Below are 20,262 nucleotides of genomic sequence, written 5' to 3' on the forward strand. Positions count from 1 at the left end.
GGCGCTCAGCGCTCAGCCTCCGTACGAAGCACAGCCCGCCCCTGCCGCTCGTGTTAGGACAGCAAGGACAGCGATGCCCCCCACCACCACCGCCACCCCGGGTCAGCAGTCCGGCACGTCCGGCAGGAAGAAGGGGAAGGGGCGCAAGGGCCGTCTGCTCGTCCTCGTGCTGGTCCTGGCCCTCATCGGCGGCCTCGCCTACGGGGCGTACTGGTCGATCAGCACCGTGCGCGCGTCCTTCCCGCAGACCAAGGGCTCGATCACGCTCGACGGCCTGTCGGGTCCGGTCGACGTCAAGCGCGACGGGTACGGCATCCCGCAGATCTACGCCTCCACCGACGAGGACCTGTTCATGGCGCAGGGCTACGTCCAGGCTCAGGACCGGTTCTACGAGATGGACGTCCGCCGGCACATGACCGCCGGTCGCCTGTCGGAGATGTTCGGCAAGAGCCAGATCGACAACGACGAGTTCCTGCGCACCCTGGGCTGGCACCGGGTGGCGAAGAAGGAGTACGACGAGAAGCTGTCGGACTCCACCAAGAAGTACCTCCAGGCGTACTCCAAGGGCGTCAACGCCTACCTGAAGGGCAAGGAGGGCGCGGACATCTCCCTGGAGTACGCGGCCCTCGGCTTCACCAACGACTACAAGCCCCAGGAGTGGACCCCGGTCGACTCGGTGGCCTGGCTCAAGGCGATGGCCTGGGATCTGCGCGGCAACATGCAGGACGAGGTCGACCGCGCCCTGATGACCAGCCGCCTCGGCCCCAAGCAGATCGCCGACCTCTACCCGGCCTACCCGTACGACCGCAACAAGGCGATCGTCCAGGAGGGCCAGTACGACGAGCTCACCCAGACCTTCGACGGCGGCGACGGCGGCTCGTCGGGCAGCGGTGAGGGCGACGGCACGGGCACCGGTACCGGAACCGGGACGGGCACGGGAACCGGCGGCACCGGCACCGGAACCGGTGCCGGCAGCGCCCTCCAGGGCCAACTGGCGGGCCTCCAGGAGGTCCTGGACGACGTCCCCACCGCCGTCGGCGTGAACGGCAACGGCATCGGCTCCAACTCCTGGGTCGTCTCCGGCAAGCACACCATCAGCGGCAAGCCGCTGCTGGCCAACGACCCGCACCTGTCGCCGTCCCTGCCGTCCGTCTGGTACCAGATGGGCCTGCACTGCCGCACCGTCTCCGCCAAGTGCCAGTACGACGTGGCCGGCTACACCTTCGCGGGCATGCCCGGCGTGGTCGTCGGCCACAATCAGGAGATCGCCTGGGGCCTGACCAACTCCGGCGCCGACGTCACCGACCTCTACCTGGAGAAGATCACCGGCGAGGGCTACCAGTACGACGGCAAGGTGGTTCCCTTCGAGACGCGCGAGGAGACCATCAAGGTCGCCGGCGGCGACGCCAAGAAGATCGTCGTCCGCGAGACCAACAACGGCCCGCTGCTCTCCGACCGCGACGACGAGCTGGTGAAGACCGGCAAGAAGGCCACCGTCGACAGCTCCGCCCCCGACCGCGGCGACGGCTACGGCGTGGCCCTGCGCTGGACCGCGCTGGAGGCGGGCACCAGCATGGACGCCGTCTTCGCGATCGACCGGGCGCAGAACTGGGACGACTTCCGCGAGGCCGCCACGCTGTTCGACGTGCCCTCGCAGAACCTGGTCTACGCCGACAGCGAGCACATCGGCTACACGCTGCCCGGCCGGATCCCGGTGCGCGCCGAGGGCCACGACGGTTCGGTCCCGGCGCCGGGCTGGAGCTCCAAGTACCGCTGGACCGGCGAGTACATCGACCAGGACGAGCTGCCCTACGAGTACGACCCGGAGCGCGGCTACATCGTGACCGCCAACCAGGCGGTCGTCGACGAGGACGAGTACCCGTACACGCTCACCACGGACTGGGGCTACGGCGCCCGCAGCCAGCGCATCACCTCCCTGATCGAGCAGAAGATCAAGGACGGCGGCAAGATCTCCACGGACGACATGCGCCAGATGCAGCTGGACAACAGCAGTGAGATGGCCAAGTTGCTCGTGCCCCAGCTGCTGAAGATCGACATCGACGACAAGGACGTCCGCGAGGCGCAGAAGCTGCTGGAGGGCTGGGACTACACCCAGGACGCCGACTCGGCCGCCGCCGCCTACTTCAACGCGGTCTGGCGCAACATCCTCAAGCTCGCCTTCGGCAACAAGCTGCCCAAGGAGCTGCGGGTCGAGGGCCAGTGCCTGTGGGTCGACCCGGTCAACACCACCGGTCCCGCGGACGAGACCAACAAGGTCCGCGAGTGCGGCCAGCGCGACCCCGGCCAGGCCCAGCCCGACGGCGGCGACCGCTGGTTCGAGGTCGTGCGCAACCTGATGGACAAGCCGAAGAGCGACTGGTGGACGACGCCCGCCAACGGCACCCGCAAGGGCGCCGACCACAACCGCGACGACCTGTTCAAGCGCGCCATGATCGACGCCCGCTGGGAGCTGACCGCCAAGCTCGGCAAGGACATCGACACCTGGAACTGGGGCCGGCTGCACCGCCTGTTCCTGAAGAACCAGACCCTGGGCACCGAGGGCCCCGGCTTCCTGAAGTACGCGCTCAACCGCGGTCCCTGGAAGCTCAGCGGCGGCGAGGCGGCGGTCAACGCCTCCGGCTGGAACGCGGCCGGCGGCTACGGGGTGATCTGGGTGCCGTCCATGCGCATGGTGGTCAACCTCGGCGACCTCGACAAGTCCCGCTGGATCAACCTCTCCGGCGCCTCCGGACACGCCTACAGCGCGCACTACACCGACCAGACCGACAAGTGGGCCGACGGCGAACTGCTGCCGTGGTCCTTCTCGAAGAAGGCGGTCGACGAAAGCACGAGCGACACCCTGGTGCTCAAGCCGTAGAGCCCTGAGCCTGCCGCACGAGAACGGCCTCCACGCGTGCGTGGAGGCCGTTTTCCGTGCCGGAACGGCGTCGGTGGAGGCGGATTCGCGTGCCGGAACGGCGTCAACGGAACCTGCGCACCCCCGAGGGCGTCACCACCGCGTCCACCGGCCGGTCGTGCGGCTCCGCGGGCACGCGCGCGACGACCTCCCCGTCGTAGAGCAGCACCAGCAGCGCGGGCCGGGCGCCCGCGGCCGCCAGGCGGGCCAGCACCCGGTCGTACGACCCTCCGCCGCGCCCGAGGCGCAGGCCGCGGCCGTCCACCGCCACCCCCGGCAGCAGCACGACGTCCGCCCGCGTCACCGCGTCCGGCCCCAGCCGCTCCCCGGCGGGCTCGAACAGCTCCATCCGCCCGCCGTGCCGCACGCGCGCGAGGGAGCCCTCCCCGGTGTACTCGCCCCAGTCCAGGTCGTTGTCCGGCAGCAGTGCGGGCAGCAGGACGCGCACCCCCCGCGTGCGCAGCGCGTCCAGGAGCGCGAGGGTGCCCGGCTCGGCGCCCACGGAGACGTACGCCGCCACGGCGCGCGCCCCCGCCACCTCCGGCAGCCCGAGCGCCCGCCCGGCCAGCGCGTCCGCGGCTTCCCGCACGTCATCCGGCGTCAACCTGTTCCTCGCCGCGAGGAAGTCCCGCCGCAACGTCCGCTTGTCAGGTTCGTCCGCAGGGCCGTCGTGAGGCATGAGTGACTCCTGTACCGCGCTAATGCGCTCATATGAGCAGCAGTGGTCCCGAGTCACAGATTCTCCCTAAAGGCACCGGATAGGGTGGCGCGCATGACTCAGTCCCACCCCAGGATCAGCAAGGCTGTCATCCCAGCAGCCGGCCTCGGTACCCGGTTCCTGCCGGCCACCAAGGCCACTCCCAAGGAGATGCTGCCGGTCGTCGACAAGCCGGCGATCCAGTACGTGGTCGAAGAGGCCGTGGCCGCGGGCCTCGGCGACGTCCTCATGGTCACGGGCCGCAACAAGCGCCCCCTGGAAGACCACTTCGACCGCAACTACGAACTGGAGTCCGCCCTCCAGAAGAAGGGCGACGCGGACCGCCTGGCCAAGGTCCAGGAGTCCAGCGACCTCGCGATGATCCACTACGTCCGCCAGGGCGACCCCAAGGGCCTCGGCCACGCCGTCCTGTGCGCCGCCCCGCACGTCGGCCACGAGCCCTTCGCGGTCCTGCTCGGCGACGACCTGATCGACCCGCGCGACCCGCTGCTCCAGCGCATGATCGACGTCCAGGAGCAGTACGGCGGCAGTGTGATCGCCCTCATGGAGGTCGCGCCGGAGCAGATCCACCTCTACGGCTGCGCTTCCGTCGCCCCGACCGGCGAGGGCGACGTCGTCAAGGTCACCGGGCTGGTCGAGAAGCCCGACGCGGCCGACGCGCCCTCCAACTACGCCATCATCGGCCGCTACGTCCTCGACCCGCGCATCTTCGACATACTCCGCAAGACCGAGCCCGGCCGCGGCGGCGAGATCCAGATCACCGACGCCCTCCAGCAGCTCGCCGCGGACGAGAAGGTCGGCGGCCCCGTGCACGGCGTCGTCTTCAAGGGCCGCCGCTATGACACCGGCGACCGCGGCGACTACCTGCGTGCCATTGTCCGACTCGCATGCGAACGTGAAGACCTGGGCCCGGACTTCCGGACCTGGCTCCGCAGTTACGTAGCCGAGGAGATGCAAGGACGTTGAGCAGCAGCGCGCACCGTGACACCGGCCACGACCACGCCACCGCGGGCCCCGGTCAGGACCGGCTGTGGTCGGTCCAGGAGCACCTGGACGACGTCCTCGCCACCGTCCGCCCCCTGGACCCCATCGAGCTGAACCTGCTCGACGCCCAGGGCTGCGTCCTGGTCGACGACGTCACGGTGCCGCTGTCCCTGCCGCCGTTCGACAACAGCTCCATGGACGGGTACGCGGTGCGGGTCACCGACGTCGCGGGCGCCAGCGAGGAGTTCCCCGCCGTCCTGGAGGTCGTCGGGGACGTCGCCGCCGGCCAGGCCGACCCGGTCACGGTGGGACCGGGCCAGGCCGCCCGCATCATGACCGGCGCCCCGCTGCCGCCCGGCGCCGAGGCCGTCGTCCCCGTGGAGTGGACCGACGGCGGGCTCGGCGAGGGCCCGGTGGCCGGCATGCGCGCCCGCAGCCTGGCCCCCGAGGGCGCGCGGGGCCACGTCCACGTGTACCGGCCGGCCGAGGAGCGCGCGCACGTCCGCGCCAAGGGCAGCGACGTCCGCTCCGGGGACCGCGCCCTGGCGGCCGGCACCGTGCTGGGCCCGCCCCAGATCGGCCTGCTCGCCGCCATCGGCCGGGGCACGGTACGGGTGCGCCCGCGCCCGCGCGTGGTGGTGCTCTCCACCGGCAGCGAACTCGTCCAGCCCGACGAGCAGCTGGCGTCCGGTCAGATCTACGACTCCAACAGCTTCGCCCTCACCGCGGCCGCCCGCGACGCCGGCGCCATCGCCTACCGGGTGGGCGCCGTCACCGACGACGCCGACACCCTGCGGTCCACCATCGAGGACCAACTGGTGCGCGCCGACCTGATGGTCACCACCGGCGGCGTGAGCGTCGGGGCGTACGACGTGGTCAAGGAGGCGCTGGCGCACGTCGGGGACGAGGACGAGCCGGGCGGCGGCGTCGACTTCCGCAAGCTCGCCATGCAGCCCGGCAAGCCCCAGGGCTTCGGCTCGATCGGCCCCGACCACACCCCGCTGCTCGCGCTGCCCGGCAACCCGGTGTCGTCGTACGTCTCCTTCGAGCTGTTCGTGCGCCCCGCGATCCGCACCCTCATGGGCCTGCCCGACGTGCACCGCCCGACGGTCACCGCGTCCCTGGCCGCGGACAAGGCCCTGACCTCGCCGAAGGGCCGCCGGCAGTTCCTGCGGGGCAGCCACACCGACGGATCGGTCACCCCGGTCGGCGGCTCCGGCTCCCACCTCGTGGCCGCCCTCGCGCACGCGAACGCGCTGATCGTCGTCCCCGAGGACACCGAGTCCGTCGAGCCCGGCGCCGAGGTCGAGGTGGTCCTGCTCGGCTGAGCGGTCCCCGATGGCGGTACCGTGTCGCGCACAGCAGGCCCACGCGCCGCACCGCGCCGGGCCAGGACCGGGAGCGCCACACGAGCATGAGTACGCAGGACCGACCGTCCGGCAGCGGACAGGACCCGCAGGACCGGCTGACCCACATCGACGAGGCGGGCGCCGCCCGGATGGTCGACGTGTCCGGCAAGGACGTGACCGCCCGCACCGCCCGAGCCAGTGGACGCGTCCTCGTCGCGCCCCGCGTGGTCGAGCTGCTGCGCGGCGAGGGCGTGCCGAAGGGCGACGCACTGGCCACCGCCCGGATCGCGGGCATCATGGGCGCCAAGCGCACCCCCGATCTGATCCCCTTGTGCCACCCGTTGTCGGTCTCCGGTGTGAAACTGGACCTGTCGGTCGCGGACGACGCCGTGGAGATCACCGCCACGGTGAAGACGACGGATCGCACGGGCGTGGAGATGGAGGCGCTCACCGCGGTCTCCGTCGCCGCGCTCACCGTGGTCGACATGGTCAAGGCGGTCGACAAGGGAGCGGTCATCACGGACGTGCGGGTGGAACAGAAGACGGGCGGCAAGTCCGGCGACTGGAACCGGTCATGACGCCGGACGCCTCCCCGGCGGGCGCCCTCCCCGGGCCGTACGCCGCCCTGGTCGTCACGGCGTCCAACCGGGCCGCCGCCGGTGTCTACGAGGACAAGGGCGGCCCGCTGATCGCCGAAGGGCTGCGCCGCTTCGGCTTCGCCGTCGACGGCCCCCGGGTCGTGCCCGACGGCGACCCCGTGGAGGCCGCCCTGCGCGCGGGCGTCGAAGCGGGCTACGACGTCATCGTCACCACCGGCGGCACCGGCATCTCGCCCACCGACCGCACCCCCGAGGCGACCCGCGCCGTGCTCGACCACGAGGTCCCGGGCATCGCCGAGGCGATCCGGGCGTACGGCCGGGACAAGGTGCCGACCGCGGCGCTCTCCAGGGGACTGGCCGGAGTGGCGGGCGGCACGCTGATCGTCAACCTGCCGGGATCCTCCGGCGGGGTGAAGGACGGCCTCGCCGTGCTGGAGCCGCTGCTGAAGCACGCCGTGGACCAACTGCGCGGCGGTGACCACCCGAGACCCGCCAGCGGTGGGGGTGCGAGCTGAACGGCCCGTCCTGGCCCGCGGAGCTGACGGACGGCGACATCGTCCTGAGGCCGATAAGGCTGCGCGACCAACGGACCTGGCGCGAGGTCAACCGGCGCAACCGGGACTGGCTGCGCCCGTGGGAGGCCACCATCCCGCCGCCCGGACCCGGCGGTCCGATCGCGCACCGGCCCACCTACCGCCAGATGGTGCGGCACCTGCGCTCCGAGGCCCACGCGGGCCGGATGCTGCCCTTCGTCATCGAGTACCGGGGGCGGCTGGTCGGCCAGTTGACGGTGGCCGGCATCACCTGGGGCTCGATGTGCTCCGGGCACGTCGGCTACTGGGTGGACGAGGCGGTGGCCGGCCGCGGGGTGATGCCGACGGCCGTGGCGATGGCGGTGGACCACTGTTTCCGCACCGTCGGACTGCACCGCGTCGAGGTCTGCATTCGCCCCGAGAACGCGCCCAGTCGCCGGGTCGTGGAGAAACTCGGATTCCGCGAGGAGGGCCTCAGACCGCGTTATCTGCACATCGACGGAGCCTGGCGGGACCATCTCGTCTTCGCGCTCACCGCCGAAGAGGTTCCCGAGGGTCTGCTGCGGCGCTGGCACCGGTCACGGCAGCGCAGCGCCCCGAACGCGGGCAACACCGGAAACGGAGGGAACCCCGGGAACCCCGGGAGGACCGGAAACGCCGGTAATTGAATAAACGTTCGAATTCGATCGGGCCGTGACCATCCCGAATCGGATAATTTCCCGGTCCTGACAGTCGGTTGATCGGATCGGTCACAAGAAAAGTTCGAAATATCAGCCAGATCGTGCGACACACCGGCTCAATTGGCGGATGGCCTCACGCAAACCCCTCTACCGTGTGAGGCGTGAGCAGCAGCGGCCTCATCTACGCAGTCATCGTCGGGGCCTGGGCCGCCTACTTGGTGCCGATGTGGCTCCGTAGGCAGGACGAGCTGAACGAGGCCCGTCCGACGGAACGCTTCAGCACCGCCATCCGGCTCCTGTCCGGACGGGCGGGCATGGAGCGCCGGTACGCCAAGGACCTGCGGTCGCGCTCCGCCGACGAGGCGGAGCCCGACGCCGACGCCCCGGACGCCGTCACCGACTCGGTGGACGTCCGGGCCTTCGCCGTGTCCAGGACCCGACGGCACACCCGGCCGGTCCCGCCCCGGCAGCCGGCGGAGCGGCCCGAAACCGCCCGCCCCCGTACGGGCGAACCCGACCACGGCCCGAGATCCGGGCAGTCCCCGGAGCCCGGCCACCCGGCCCGGTCCGGCGCGGCACCGGCGCGGGGGCGGGTGCCGCAGGCCCGGCGCGCGCCCCTGTCACCGGGGGCGGCCGCGGCACGGGCCCGGCGCACCAAGGTCCTCGCCCGCCGTCGGCGTACGACCGTGATGCTCTTCCTGGCCTTCACGCTCGGCTCGGTCGTCGCGGCGGTCGGCGGGCTCGCGTTCCTGTGGGCGCCGGGCGTGCCCGCGGTGCTGCTCAGCGCCTACATCGTCCATCTGCGCGCCCAGGAGCGCCGCCGCTTCGCCTTCCAGATGGACCGCCGCCAGGCCGAGGCCGCCGCACAACGCCTGCGCGACCGCGACCCCCGTCCGCGCCGGCGCGGCCCCGCCGACCCCGGCGGACCCGTCGGGGACCTCGACACCGAGGAGCCGGACGACGGACCCGACGTGGAACCCGGTGCCGGAATGTCGGCGCTCGCCGCGGACCGGCGGGCCCTGGTGGAGCAGACCGACCACGCCGAGTGGGTCGACCAGCAGCGGGAACGCCGGGGACGCCCCCAGGGCGACAGCTGGGACCCGGTCCCGGTCCCCCTGCCCACCTACGTGACCGCGCCGGTCGCCCCCCGCGCCACGCCGGACGTTGATCTCGCGGCCCCGGACGCCTGGAGCTCGGCGCGCTCCAGCTCCGTCGCGCCCGACGTCGCGCCCGACCGGGAGGAGGCGGCACCCGTGCCGGACCGCTCGGCGGACCGTGCCGCCGAGGAGCGCCCGGCCGCCCGTGCCGACGAGCGTCCGGAGACCCCGGGCCGCAGCGACGCCCGCCGTGCCGCGTCCGCCCGCCGGGCCAGGGAGCGGGGCCGCACGCCGCTGTTCGACCAGTACGAGGACGGCGACCGCCCCCGCGCGGCGAACGAGTAGCCGGAAGCGATTTTTGAGCAGGCCGGGCGGGGTGCTAGAGTTTCACTCGTTGCAAGGGCCTGTGGCGCAGTCCGGTAGCGCACCTCGTTCGCATCGAGGGGGCCAGGGGTTCAAATCCCCTCAGGTCCACGCACATTGACGAAGGTCCCGGCCGATCATCACGATCGGCCGGGACCTTCGTCGTTCCCGGGCCCGGACCCCGGGCCCCGGACCCCGGTTCGTCCCGTGGTGCCGGGGCCGATCCCTTCCGCCTACGGGACCTGGAGGGCCTTCGCGTAGCAGAGGCTCTCCTCGTGGAAGCGGTAGTAGCCGAACTTCACGCACGGCTCGTAGCCGCTGGACGTGTACAGGGCCACGGCCTCCGGCTGCTTGGTGCCGGTCTCCAGCACCATCCGGGCCCGGCCCGCCGCGCGGGCGTCCTCCTCCAGGGCGGCCAGGATGCGCCGGGCCAGCCCGCGCCCGCGCACCTGCTCGGTCACGAACATCCGCTTGAGCTCGGCGTCCCCGTCGAGATTGCCCTCGTCGTTGGCGTCCTGGCGGCGCCAGCCGCCGGAGGCGACCGGGACGTCGTTCTCGTCGTACGCGACCAGGTACAGGCCGTTCGGCGGCGCGAAGTCCGACGGGTCCAGGTGCGTGGCGTCGCCGCCGTCGCCGTAGCGGAGGTCGTACTCGGCCTGGACCTCGTCGTTGAGCTTCACGGCGTCCGGGTGGTCGAAGGGGACCCTGCGTATGTTCATGCTGCCTACCGTATATCGATGCGGAGTCCGGAATGGGACGTCGTCCAGTGTGCCGGTATCGTGCCGGGATGCTCACCGTGACCTCCGTCAACGTCAATGGCCTGCGCGCCGCCGCGAAGAAGGGCTTCGTGGAGTGGCTCGCCGACACCTCCGCCGACGTGCTGTGCCTCCAGGAGGTGCGGGCCGAACCCCAGCAGCTGCCCGAGCACGTCCGTACGCCCGACGGCTGGCACGTGACGCACGCCCCCGCCGCCGCCAAGGGCCGGGCCGGCGTCTCCCTCTACACGCGCCGTGAGCCCGACGCCGTTCGCGTCGGTTTCGGCTCGGCGGAGTTCGACACCAGTGGCCGCTACGTCGAGGCCGACCTGCCCGGTGTGACGGTCGCCTCCCTCTACCTCCCCTCCGGCGAGGTCGGCACCGAGCGCCAGGACGAGAAGGTCCGCTTCATGGGCGAGTTCCTCGCCCACCTGAAGGAACTGCGTGAGCGGGCCGCCGCCGAGGGGCGCGAGGTCGTCGTCTGCGGCGACTGGAACATCGCCCACCGCGAGGCCGATCTGAAGAACTGGCGCGCCAACAAGAAGAACTCCGGGTTCCTCCCCGAGGAGCGGGAGTGGCTGAGCCGCGTCCTCGACCCGGCGGAGGGCGGCTACGTGGACGTCGTGCGCGCCCTGCACCCGGACGTCGAGGGGCCGTACTCGTGGTGGTCGTACCGGGGGCGGGCCTTCGACAACGACAGCGGATGGCGGATCGACTACCACGTCTCCACTCCCGGGCTGGCCGCCAGGGCCGTCAAGGGATACGTCGAGCGTGCCGCCACGCACGACGAGCGGTGGTCCGACCACGCGCCGGTCACGGTGGTCTACGACCGCTGAGGTCCCGCCCCGTCCGCCTGGTCCGTCTGCTTGCGCATCCGCCGGTCCAGGGCCAGGGACAGCTCCGCCTCCACCACGCTGCGGGCCAGCGGGCGCAGGCGGTGGAGTTCCGGTTCGGGGGCGTGGCGCAGTATCAGGTCGGCGAAGAGTTCGGCGAGGGCGTCGGCGTGCTCGCGGACGCGGGCGCCGGCCTGGAGGACCTCGCCGAGCGGGATGCCCTCGCGGACCAGGGCGGAGGAGACCTCCAGCAGGCGGTGGCTGATGTGGACGAGTTCGTCGCCGTCGGTGCCGAGATAGCCCAGCTCCATCGCGGCGGCCAGGTTCTCCGGGGTGACCTCGCCCTCGAAGCGGGCGGCCAGTTCCTCGGGGGTGAGGCGGACCGGGGTCTCCTCGGTGGGTTCGCCGAGGCCGAGCAGGTCGCCGACGTCGCGGCCGTGGTCGAAGGCGTCGGCCAGCTCCGCGATGCCGTTGAGGGTGTGGCCGCGTTCCAGCAGCGCGGCGATGGTGCGCAGCCGGGCCAGGTGGTGGTCGTCGTACCAGGCGATGCGGCCCTCGCGGCGGGGCGGCGGGATCAGTTTGCGTTCGCGGTAGAAGCGCAGGGTGCGCACCGTGATGCCGGCCAGTCCGGCCAGTTCCTCCATGCGGTATTCGTGCTTCTCGGTCACGTCACGACCCTATGGCGTACCGCGGGTAACTTTCCTCCGTCCGACCCCTACCCATGAGTACGGAGCTGCTCTACGCTCCCATTGCGCCAGTGTTCACTGGCACGGTTCGAAGTGGTTCCGAACGGTTCCAGACGGTCCAGGCAAGCGTGGAGGCTCCGGAATGGCCGAGCACGAGCAGGTTCACGAACACGTACGGGTGGCGGTGATCGGGTCCGGTTTCGGCGGGCTGGGGGCCGCCGTGCGGCTGCGGCGCGAAGGAATCACCGACTTCGTCGTACTGGAGCGGGCGGGGAGCGTCGGCGGGACCTGGCGCGACAACAGCTATCCCGGCTGCGCCTGCGACGTGCCGTCCCACCTGTACTCCTTCTCCTTCGCGCCCAACCCCGAGTGGCCGCGCACCTTCTCCGGGCAGGAGCACATCCGCGCCTACCTGGAACACGTCGCCGACACCTTCGGGCTCCGTCCCCACCTCCGCTTCGACTCGGAGGTGAAGCGGATGGCGTGGGACACCGAGCAGCTGCGGTGGGAGATCGAGACCGCGCGCGGCACCCTCACCGCCGACGTCGTCGTCTCCGCGACCGGGCCGCTGTCCGACCCCAAGGTCCCCGACATCCCGGGGCTCGACACCTTCCCCGGCAAGGTCTTCCACTCCGCACGCTGGGACCACGACTACGACCTCGCGGGCAAGCGCGTCGCCATGATCGGCACCGGCGCCTCCGCCATCCAGATCGTGCCGTCCATCCAGCCGGAGGTGGGCCGGCTCACCCTCTTCCAGCGCACCCCGGCCTGGGTGATGCCCCGCGTGGACCGGGCCATCAGCGGTGCCGAACGCGCCCTGCACCGGGCGGTGCCCGCCACCACCAAGCTCCGCCGCGGGCTGCTGTGGGGCATCCGCGAACTCCAGGTGCAGGCCTTCACCAAACACCCCAATGAACTGGGCTTCGTCGAGCAGATCGCCAAGCGCAACATGGGCGCCGCGATCAAGGACCCGGCCCTGCGCGCCAAGCTCACCCCCGACTACCGCATCGGCTGCAAGCGGATCCTGCTGTCGAGCACCTACTACCCGGCGCTCGCCAAGCCCAACGTCGACGTGGTCGCCAGCGGGCTCGCCGAGGTGCGCGGGTCGACGCTCGTCGCCGCCGACGGCTCCGAGGCCGAGGCGGACGCGATCGTCTTCGGCACCGGGTTCCACGTCACCGACATGCCCATCGCCGAGCGGGTGGTGGGCGCGGACGGGCGGACGCTGGCCGAGACCTGGAAGGGCGGCATGGAGGCGCTGCGCGGCGGCACGGCGGCCGGCTTCCCCAACTTCATGACGGTCATCGGGCCCAACACCGGCCTCGGCAACTCGTCCATGATCCTGATGATCGAGTCCCAGCTGAACTACATGGCCGACTACCTGCGCCAGCTCAACGTCCTCGGCGGCCGCACCGCCCTCGACCCCCGCCCCGCCGCCGTGCGCAACTGGAACCACCGCGTGCAGGAGCGCATGAAGCGCACGGTGTGGAACACCGGCGGCTGCACCAGCTGGTACCTGGACGCCAGCGGCCGCAACACCACCGTCTGGCCCGGCACGACCGCCGAGTTCCGGCGCGAGACGCGGCGCGTGGACCTCGCGGAGTACCAGGTGCTGCGCCCGTCCCCACGACCGGTCGAGGCCGCCGACGCGGACGCCGAGGTGAGCGCGTGAGCCGCCTGCTGCACGTCGCCGACGGGCCCTACGCCCCGCCCGTGCCCGCCCACGAGCTGACCGTCACCGCCGCCGACGGCGCCCGGATACACGTCGAGGTGCACGGCCCCGAGCACGCGCCCGCGGTGGTCCTCGCGCACGGCTGGTGCTGCTCCACCGCCTTCTGGGCGGCGCAGATCCGCGCACTGGCCGCCGACCACCGGGTCATCGCCTACGACCAGCGCGGCCACGGCCGCAGCCCGGCCAACCCGGCGTACGGCACCGAGCCGCTCGCCGACGACCTCGAAGCCGTACTGGAAGCCACCCTCGCGCCGGGCGAGCGGGCCGTGATCGCCGGGCACTCCATGGGCGGGATGACGCTGATGGCGGCGGCGACCCGGCCCGCGGTGCGCGAGCACGCGGCGGCCGCCCTGCTGTGCAGCACGGGCAGCGCACGGCTGGTGGCGTCCGCCACCGTGGTGCCGATGCGGGCGGGCCGGGTGCGCACCTGGCTGACCCGGCGCATCCTCGGCTCCCGGGCGCCGCTCGGGCCGGTCACACCGCTCGCCCGCCGGATCCTCAAGTACGGGACGATGGGCCCGGGTTCGAACCCCCTCATGGTCGAGGCCTGCGCCCGGATCGTGCACGCCTGCCCGAGCCGGGTGCGGCACGGCTGGTCCCAGGTGCTCGACCTGCTCGATCTCGACCACGGCATACGGGAGTTGCGCATGCCGGTGGAGATCGTGGTCGGTACGGCGGACCGGCTGACGCCGCCCGTGCACGCCCGTGACCTGGCCGCCGCGCTGCCGGACTGCGTGGGCCTCACCGAACTCCCGGGGCTCGGCCACATGACGCCGGTGGAGGCGCCGGACCTGGTCACCGGGAAGATACGGGCCCTCGCGGCCACCTACATACCCAGCGCACGCGTACCGAGTGCACACGGTGCGGGTGCCGAACACGCCGAGGAGAGCGCATGAGCAGGGTCAGCCTGGAAGGGCGGGTCGCCGTCGTCACCGGAGCGGCGCGGGGCGTGGGGGAGTTGATGGCCCGCAAGCTGTCCGCGCGCGGTGTGAAGGTGGCGCTGGTCGGCCTGGAGCCGGACGAACTCAAGCAGGTCTCCGCCCGGTTGCACAGCGACAGCGACCACTGGCACGCCGACGTCACCGACCACGAGGCGATGGCACGGGTCGCGGCGGAGGTGAAGGAGCGGTTCGGGAAGGTCGACATCGTCGTCGCCAACGCGGGCGTGGCCACGGGCGGTCCCTTCGTCGAGTCCGACCCCGAGTCCTGGCGGCGGGTGATCGAGGTCAACCTGATCGGCTCGGCGGTGACCGCCCGCGCCTTCCTGCCCGCGCTGCTGGAGAGCCGCGGCTACCTGCTCCAGATCGCCTCGCTGGCCGCCCTCACCCCCGCCCCGATGATGAGCGCCTACTGCGCCTCCAAGTCCGGCGTCGAGGCGTACGCGCACAGTCTGCGCGGCGAGGTCGGGCACCGGGGCGTGAAGGTGGGTGTCGGCTACCTGTCCTGGACGGACACCGACATGGTGCGCGGCGCCGACCGGGACGACGTCATGCGGGAGTTGCGGCAGCGGCTGCCCTGGCCGACCAACAAGACCTATCCGCTGGGCCCGGCGGTCGACCGGCTCGTGGAGGGCGTCGAGCGCCGCTCCGCGCACGTCTACGGGCAGTGGTGGCTGCGCGGCATGCAGGGCGTGCGCGGCTACCTGCCGGCCGTCATCGGCACGGTCGGACAGCGCGAGATGCGGCGCTTCGGGGACCGGCTCGACGGCCTGCGGGTGGGGCTCGTCGGCGCCGGTGGCGCGGCCGACGAACAGCGTCCCACCAGGACGACTACGGTCCGTAAGTGATCGACATGCGCACGGTCACGGCCCGTGTGAATCTGATCGAGCACCCGGCCGATCCGGTCGGGCCCGATCACAGGAGTGAACCCACATGGGTATGAAGGACCAGTTCCAGGACAAGGCCGACCGCATGCAGCAGCAGGGCAAGCAGCGTGCCGAGCAGGCTCGGGACCAGTTCCAGAACCGCGACCGCCGTCGCGACGAGGACGAGATGGACCCGTCGTCCCAGCGCCGCCGGGAGTCGGGGCACCAGGACCCGTCCTCGCGCCGCCGCGACGAGGACGAGCGGCTCCAGGACAGCTTCGACGCCTGACGCGCCGCCGCTGAAGTGAGAGGGCGCCCCCCGGTCGTTCCGGGTGGGCGCCCTTTCCCCTGCCACCGGCCCCTCCTACTCCCGCGGCGGCAGCGGCGGACGCGAGCGGTCCGGTACGGCGTCGTAACCGGGCGGCGTCGCGGGCGGGTTGGTCTCCAGCAGCTCCAACGCCAGCCGCACCGCCTCGTCCAGGACCGGGTAGCGGCCCTCGGCCCAGTCCAGCGGGGTGCGCAGCGCCTCCACGTCGGGGGCGACGCCGTAGTTCTCCACGGACCAGCCGTAGGCGTCGAACCAGGCCGCGTTCATCGGCACCGTGATCACCGAGCCGTCGCCGAGGCGGTGCCGGCCGGTCATGCCGACCACGCCGCCCCAGGTGCGCTGCCCGACCACCGGGCCGAGCCGCAGCAGCTTGAACGCGGCCGTGATCATGTCGCCGTCGGACGACGTCGCCTCGTCGGCGACCGCGACGACCGGACCGCGCGGCGCGTTGGAGGTGTACGACACCGGCTGGGCGTCCCGCGTCAGGTCCCAGCCCAGGATGGTCCGGGTCAGTTTCTCGATGACCAGCTCGCTGATGTGCCCGCCCGCGTTGCCGCGCACGTCGACGATGAGCGCGGGCCGGGACACCTCCATGCGCAGGTCGCGGTTGAACTGCGCCCAGCCGGAGCCGCCCATGTCGGGGATGTGCAGGTACCCGCACCGCCCGCCGCTCAACTCCCGCACCACCTCCCGGCGTTTGGCCACCCAGTCCTGGTAGCGCAGGGGGCGTTCGTCGACGAGCGGCACGACGGCGACCCGGCGGGAGGGGCCCCGGCAGCCCTCGGCGGGCGAGAAGGTCAGCTCCACCGTCGTACCGCCCGCTCCCGCCAGCAGCGGGGACGGGCCGAGGACCGGGTCGACGGGGCGGCCGTCGACGTGGGTCAGGACGGCCCCGTCGCGGATGCCCGTGCCGGCCAGCGGCGAGCGGGCCCTGGAGTCGGAGGAGTCGCCCGGCAGGATGCGCTTGGCCACCCACCGGCCGTCCCGGCAGACGAAGTTGGCGCCGAGCAGGCCCTGCCAGCGCTGGTAGTGCGCCGGGCCCTCGTTGCGCCGGCCGGCGACGACGTACGCGTGCGAGGTGCCCAGCTCGCCGAGCACCTCGCGCAGGAGGTCGGCGAACTCGTCGGGGGAGGCGACCCGTTCGAGCAGCGGGCGGTACTGGTCGAGGACCGCGTCCCAGTCGATGCCGCACATCCCGGGGTCCCAGAAGTAGGCGCGGATCAGCCGCCCCGCCTCGTCGTAGGCCTGGCGCCACTCGGCGGCCGGGTCGACCTCGTGCAGGATGCGGCGCAGGTCGATCCAGGTGGTCGAGTCGCCGTCGCCCACCTCGGTCGCCGGTACGGCGCGCAGCTCGCCCTCGTCGAGCACGACCAAGCGGCTGCCGTCGCCGCTGACCCGGAACCAGTCGAGGTGGTCGACCAGTTCGGACTTCTTCGCCTTGGCGAGGTTGAAGTGCTCCAGGGTCGGCCGCTCGCTCGGGTCGGCCGGGTTGGCGAAGGTCTCGCCGAGCGCGCCCGAGATCGGCCAGCGCAGCCAGACCAGGCCGCCGCCGGCGACCGGCTCCAGCGCCGAGTACTTGGAGGCGGTGACCGGGAACGGCGTCACCCGGCTCTCCAGCCCCTCGACCTCGACGGTCACCGCGCCGCCCTCGCCGGGCTCCTCCTCCAGGGGATCCAGGCCCCCGGCCGCCGGGCGGCCCTCGGGATTGAGGGCGAAGGGGGAGGGCGTCGCCGAGGACAGCGGCACCAGGTAGGGGCGGCAGCCCAGCGGGAAGGACAGGTCGCCGGTGTGCACGTCGTACACCGGGTCGAAGCCGCGCCAGGACAGGAAGGCGAGGTAGCGGCCGTCCCGGGTGAAGACCGGGTTCTCGTCCTCGAAGCGGCCGTTGGTGACGTCCACGACCAGGGTGCCCTCCGGGCCGTCGATCCGGGCCATCTTGATCTGCCGCAGGGTGCGTCCGATGCCCGGGTGCGACCAGGTGAGCCAGGCCCCGTCGGGGGAGAAGGCGAGGTCGCGCACGGGGCCGTTGACGGAGCGGATCAGCTCGGTGACCCGACCTCCGGCGGTCGCGGGGGTGCCGGGCTCGCCCGGCGTCACGCTGCCCCCGGCGGCGGCGCCCTCGGCGGGAACGTCCGTGCCGGTGCCTCCGCCGGTCGGAGGGAAGCCCGGGCCGCCCGGGGTGCCGGTCTCCCCGGCGGCTGGTCCGGGGCCGGGGGCGGGGTGGTCGCGCGGGGCGCCCGGCCGGGGGGCGTCGTCGGCGGCGTCGTCACCCGTCGGAGCGCCTCCCCGAGGGGCGGCGGCCACGGGGCCGTCTCCCGCCGTGCCGTCGGCCGCCGTGCCGCTGGCCGCCGTGCCGCTGGCCGCCGTGCCGTCGGCCGCGGGGTCATCTCCCGCCGTGCCGCGGACCGCTGTGCCGTCGGCCGTGGATGCTCCTTCCGCTGTGCCGTCGGCCGTGGATGCTCCTTCCGCTGTGCCGTCGGCCGTGGATGCTTCTTCCGCCGCGACGTCGGCCGTCGCGTCGCCTTTCGCCGTACGCCGGGTCGACGCGCCGCCTGTTGGGACCCCGGTGGCCGGTCCGGAGTCGGGGGCGTCGCGCGGGGCGCCCGGGCGGGTGGCGCCCGCTGCGGCGCCGCTGTCGGCGGGGGTGCCTGCCGGGGTGTCGCCGGCCCTGCGGTCACCTCCCACTGCGCTTCCTTCGGTCGCGCTGCCGTCGGCCGTGTCGGTGTCCGTCCCGGGCGCCCTGCCTGCCGCGTCCTCCTGCGTCGCGTCTGACGGGCGCTCGGGGTCCCCGGCATCCCCCGGATACCCGGCGTCCACCGCGTCCAGCGTCAGCGCGACCTCCGTGTCCGGCTCCGTGACGTCGAGGATCAGCAGCCGTCCGTCGTGCGAGGCCACGGCGAGGCGCTCGCCCGCCGGGTCCGACACCAGCTCCAGGACCCGGCCCAGGCGTCCGGAGGCCAGTCGCCGGGCCGCGCGGCCGCCGGTCGCCCGGGGCAGGTAGGAGATCTCGACGGCGTCCTCGCCCTCCGCGTCCGTCACGTACGCGATCCGCCCGCTCTCCCCGAGCATCTCCGGCAGCCGCACCCGGACGCCCGGGGTGTCGGCGATGGTGCGGGCCGGGCCGTCGCGGTGGGTGAGCCAGTACAGGCTGCCGCGTACGACGACGGCACTCGCCCGGCCCGTCTCGTCGACGGAGACGCCGCCCACGTGCTGGGCGGCGGGCACCTGGTACGTACGCCGTCCCGCCCGCGGACCGCTCAGCCGCACGTCGAGCCGGCGTGGCGCCGAGCCCGGCGCGAGGTCGTCCACGATCCACAGGTCGCCCGCGCACTGGTACACCACCCGCGTGCCGTCGCTCGCGGCGTTGCGGGCGTAGAACGCGTCGTGGTCGGTGTGGCGGCGCAGGTCGGTGCCGTCGGGCGCGCAGGAGTAGAGGTTGCCGACGCCCTCGTGGTCGGAGAGGAAGGCGATCCGGCCGCCGACGAACATGGGGGCGGCGATGTGCCCGCCCAGGTCGGGCAGGAGCCGCTCGCCGTGCAGCCACAGCCGGCCCGTGGCACCGCCCCGGTAGCGCTTCCAGGCGGCCGGTTCGTGCGGCGGGGTGCCGGTCAGCAGCAGCGTCCTGCGCTCGCCGTCGAGGTCGGCGGCCTGGATGTCGGAGACGGGCCCCCAGGGCAGCTTGCGGCCGGGGTCGCCGTCGGGGGTGACCTTGTAGGCCCAGGTGAGGTGCGAGAACGGCTCGCCGTGGGAGGCGACGGCGAGGACGGCGGTGGTGCCGTCGGGATCGGGCGGCGACCAGCCGCAGACCCGGGTGTCGAAGCCGCCCCAGTGGGTGAGCTGCCGGCCGGGGCCGCCGTCCACCGGCACGAGGTGGACCTCGGGCACGAGGCTGCGCCAACTGGTGTAGGCGATGTGCCGGCCGTCGGGGGAGAAGCGCGGGGGACCGGCCTTGGTGCGGTCGACGGTGAGCCGCCAGGCCCGGCCCGGACCGTCGAGGGACGCGAGCCAGAGGTCGTCCTCGGCCACGAAGCACAGCTGGTCGCCACTGAGGTGCGGAAGGCGCAGATAACTCACCCACCCCATGCTTTTCCGGGTGACGGGTACCGGCAACTCGTGCGGTGCGCTTATGCGGTGCCGACAACCGTGACCCAGAACACGAACGAAACCGTTTCGTTTCGCTAGGTCGGTGGGGTACATTCGTCCTGTACGAAACGGTGTCGTTCTGACGGACACCGAGTGTGACGGAGAGGAGTGAGCGAGATGACCGAGGTCGCCACCGCGCGCCGCAGTCGGATCACTCCCGAGCGCGAGGCCGAGCTGTACGAGGCCGTGCTCGACCTGCTCCGAGAGGTCGGGTACGACGCCCTCACCATGGACGCCGTGGCCGCCCGCACCCGGTCCAGCAAGGCGACGCTCTACCGCCAGTGGGGCGGCAAGCCGGAGCTGGTCGTCAAGGCCATGCGACACAACAAGCCGGGCGAGATCGGCGACGTCGACACCGGCTCGCTCCGCGGCGACCTGCACGCCCTCATGGCGCGCGAGGACGACTGCACCATGGAACAGAACTCCGCGCTGATGCGGGGCGTCGCCATGGCGCTGCACCAGAACCCGGACCTTCGTCAGGCGTTCCGGGAACAGCTCATCGAACCGGAGATGGCGGAGTTCCAGCGCGTGCTGCAACGCGCCGTCGACCGCGGAGAGATCAGACCGGACTGTCCGGCGCTGGACTTCCTCGTCCACATGATGGTCGGCGGGTTCGCCACCCGCACGCTGCTGGACGACCAGCCGCCGACCCGGGCGTTCCTCGCCTCCTACATCGACGCCGTGATCCTCCCCGCCCTCGGCGTCTCCACCCACTGACATCCCCACGCACTGTCTGAGCCC

At 72.6% G+C, this 20,262-nt stretch carries 17 protein-coding genes and 1 tRNA gene; 14 read left to right on the forward strand and 4 right to left on the reverse strand.

Translation table 11 applies throughout. The features are described 5' to 3' along the window. Window positions 1-73 precede the first annotated feature (73 nt). A complete protein-coding gene (locus D1J63_RS21520; protein WP_125630908.1) occupies window positions 74-2,878 on the forward strand; it encodes a penicillin acylase family protein in 2,805 nt (934 codons plus the stop codon). 103 nt (window positions 2,879-2,981) lie between these two features. Here D1J63_RS21520 and D1J63_RS21525 read toward each other — a convergent pair whose 3' ends face one another. Next, window positions 2,982-3,596 (reverse strand): 5-formyltetrahydrofolate cyclo-ligase, encoded by a 615-nt coding sequence (locus tag D1J63_RS21525; protein ID WP_125630911.1) that lies wholly within the window; start codon window positions 3,594-3,596, stop codon window positions 2,982-2,984. Window positions 3,597-3,689: 93 nt separating this feature from the next. On the opposite strand from D1J63_RS21525, the gene galU reads away from it, so the two are divergent. The 7 genes from galU (at window position 3,690) to D1J63_RS21560 (ending at window position 9,351) form a co-directional block, all read left to right on the forward strand. Next, entirely contained in the window at window positions 3,690-4,601 is a 912-nt protein-coding gene (galU, locus tag D1J63_RS21530) for a UTP--glucose-1-phosphate uridylyltransferase GalU (protein ID WP_102931249.1), read from the forward strand. 62 nt (window positions 4,602-4,663) lie between these two features. Then, the gene (glp, locus tag D1J63_RS21535) at window positions 4,664-5,947 is read left to right on the forward strand and encodes a gephyrin-like molybdotransferase Glp (protein WP_125635676.1); all 1,284 of its coding nucleotides are present in this window, start codon (window positions 4,664-4,666) and stop codon (window positions 5,945-5,947) included. 86 nt (window positions 5,948-6,033) lie between these two features. Continuing rightward, entirely contained in the window at window positions 6,034-6,546 is a 513-nt protein-coding gene (moaC, locus tag D1J63_RS21540; RefSeq protein WP_061444236.1) for a cyclic pyranopterin monophosphate synthase MoaC, read from the forward strand. Further along, window positions 6,543-7,082, forward strand: coding sequence for a MogA/MoaB family molybdenum cofactor biosynthesis protein (locus D1J63_RS21545; RefSeq protein ID WP_125630913.1), 540 nt, complete (start codon window positions 6,543-6,545; stop codon window positions 7,080-7,082). Before moaC ends, D1J63_RS21545 begins: the two co-directional genes overlap by 4 nt. Next, window positions 7,079-7,768, forward strand: coding sequence for a GNAT family protein (locus D1J63_RS21550; RefSeq protein WP_176156229.1), 690 nt, complete (start codon window positions 7,079-7,081; stop codon window positions 7,766-7,768). The genes D1J63_RS21545 and D1J63_RS21550 overlap by 4 nt, the downstream gene beginning before the upstream one ends. A gap of 173 nt (window positions 7,769-7,941) precedes the next feature. After that, entirely contained in the window at window positions 7,942-9,222 is a 1,281-nt protein-coding gene (glpR, locus tag D1J63_RS21555) for a gephyrin-like molybdotransferase receptor GlpR (protein ID WP_125630915.1), read from the forward strand. Between the two features lie 55 nt (window positions 9,223-9,277). Then, window positions 9,278-9,351 (forward strand) — tRNA-Ala (locus D1J63_RS21560). 122 nt (window positions 9,352-9,473) lie between these two features. Here D1J63_RS21560 and D1J63_RS21565 read toward each other — a convergent pair. Further along, a complete protein-coding gene (locus D1J63_RS21565) occupies window positions 9,474-9,959 on the reverse strand; it encodes a GNAT family N-acetyltransferase (protein ID WP_125630917.1) in 486 nt (161 codons plus the stop codon). Between the two features lie 68 nt (window positions 9,960-10,027). Here D1J63_RS21565 and D1J63_RS21570 point away from each other — a divergent pair, with 68 nt between their 5' ends. Then, window positions 10,028-10,831, forward strand: coding sequence for an exodeoxyribonuclease III (locus D1J63_RS21570; RefSeq protein ID WP_125630919.1), 804 nt, complete (start codon window positions 10,028-10,030; stop codon window positions 10,829-10,831). Here D1J63_RS21570 and D1J63_RS21575 read toward each other — a convergent pair. Further along, the gene (locus D1J63_RS21575; protein ID WP_102931793.1) at window positions 10,819-11,496 is read right to left on the reverse strand and encodes a MerR family transcriptional regulator; all 678 of its coding nucleotides are present in this window, start codon (window positions 11,494-11,496) and stop codon (window positions 10,819-10,821) included. The genes D1J63_RS21570 and D1J63_RS21575 overlap by 13 nt on opposite strands. A gap of 160 nt (window positions 11,497-11,656) precedes the next feature. On the opposite strand from D1J63_RS21575, the gene D1J63_RS21580 reads away from it, so the two are divergent. From D1J63_RS21580 to D1J63_RS21595, 4 genes are all read left to right on the forward strand, one after another. Further along, window positions 11,657-13,186, forward strand: coding sequence for an NAD(P)/FAD-dependent oxidoreductase (locus D1J63_RS21580; protein ID WP_125630922.1), 1,530 nt, complete (start codon window positions 11,657-11,659; stop codon window positions 13,184-13,186). Continuing rightward, the gene (locus D1J63_RS21585) at window positions 13,183-14,142 is read left to right on the forward strand and encodes an alpha/beta hydrolase (RefSeq protein WP_125630924.1); all 960 of its coding nucleotides are present in this window, start codon (window positions 13,183-13,185) and stop codon (window positions 14,140-14,142) included. The genes D1J63_RS21580 and D1J63_RS21585 overlap by 4 nt, the downstream gene beginning before the upstream one ends. Next, complete coding sequence (locus D1J63_RS21590; protein WP_125630926.1) at window positions 14,139-15,032, forward strand: SDR family oxidoreductase; 894 nt, start codon at window positions 14,139-14,141, stop codon at window positions 15,030-15,032. Before D1J63_RS21585 ends, D1J63_RS21590 begins: the two co-directional genes overlap by 4 nt. Window positions 15,033-15,117: 85 nt before the next feature. Next, window positions 15,118-15,339 (forward strand): hypothetical protein, encoded by a 222-nt coding sequence (locus tag D1J63_RS21595; protein ID WP_125630927.1) that lies wholly within the window; start codon window positions 15,118-15,120, stop codon window positions 15,337-15,339. Window positions 15,340-15,414: 75 nt separating this feature from the next. On the opposite strand, the gene D1J63_RS37285 is transcribed toward D1J63_RS21595, so the two are convergent. After that, entirely contained in the window at window positions 15,415-19,452 is a 4,038-nt protein-coding gene (locus D1J63_RS37285) for a S41 family peptidase (RefSeq protein ID WP_347141248.1), read from the reverse strand. Between the two features lie 186 nt (window positions 19,453-19,638). On the opposite strand from D1J63_RS37285, the gene D1J63_RS21610 reads away from it, so the two are divergent. Then, entirely contained in the window at window positions 19,639-20,238 is a 600-nt protein-coding gene (locus D1J63_RS21610) for a TetR/AcrR family transcriptional regulator (protein WP_102931799.1), read from the forward strand. Window positions 20,239-20,262 lie beyond the last annotated feature (24 nt).

The organism is Streptomyces sp. KPB2 (assembly GCF_003950055.1).
Taxonomy (GTDB): Bacteria; Actinomycetota; Actinomycetes; order Streptomycetales; family Streptomycetaceae; genus Streptomyces; species Streptomyces salinarius.

What these genes read in the sequence shown, in the direction of transcription:
- D1J63_RS21520 (WP_125630908.1), top strand. Translation starts at nt 74, where the DNA reads ATGCCCCCCACCACCACCGCCACCCCGGGTCAGCAGTCCGGCACGTCC.
- D1J63_RS21525 (WP_125630911.1), bottom strand. Translation starts at nt 3,596, where the DNA reads ATGCCTCACGACGGCCCTGCGGACGAACCTGACAAGCGGACGTTGCGG.
- galU (WP_102931249.1), top strand. Translation starts at nt 3,690, where the DNA reads ATGACTCAGTCCCACCCCAGGATCAGCAAGGCTGTCATCCCAGCAGCC.
- moaC (WP_061444236.1), top strand. Translation starts at nt 6,034, where the DNA reads ATGAGTACGCAGGACCGACCGTCCGGCAGCGGACAGGACCCGCAGGAC.
- D1J63_RS21545 (WP_125630913.1), top strand. Translation starts at nt 6,543, where the DNA reads ATGACGCCGGACGCCTCCCCGGCGGGCGCCCTCCCCGGGCCGTACGCC.
- D1J63_RS21565 (WP_125630917.1), bottom strand. Translation starts at nt 9,959, where the DNA reads ATGAACATACGCAGGGTCCCCTTCGACCACCCGGACGCCGTGAAGCTC.
- D1J63_RS21570 (WP_125630919.1), top strand. Translation starts at nt 10,028, where the DNA reads ATGCTCACCGTGACCTCCGTCAACGTCAATGGCCTGCGCGCCGCCGCG.
- D1J63_RS21580 (WP_125630922.1), top strand. Translation starts at nt 11,657, where the DNA reads ATGGCCGAGCACGAGCAGGTTCACGAACACGTACGGGTGGCGGTGATC.
- D1J63_RS21590 (WP_125630926.1), top strand. Translation starts at nt 14,139, where the DNA reads ATGAGCAGGGTCAGCCTGGAAGGGCGGGTCGCCGTCGTCACCGGAGCG.
- D1J63_RS21595 (WP_125630927.1), top strand. Translation starts at nt 15,118, where the DNA reads ATGGGTATGAAGGACCAGTTCCAGGACAAGGCCGACCGCATGCAGCAG.
- D1J63_RS21610 (WP_102931799.1), top strand. Translation starts at nt 19,639, where the DNA reads ATGACCGAGGTCGCCACCGCGCGCCGCAGTCGGATCACTCCCGAGCGC.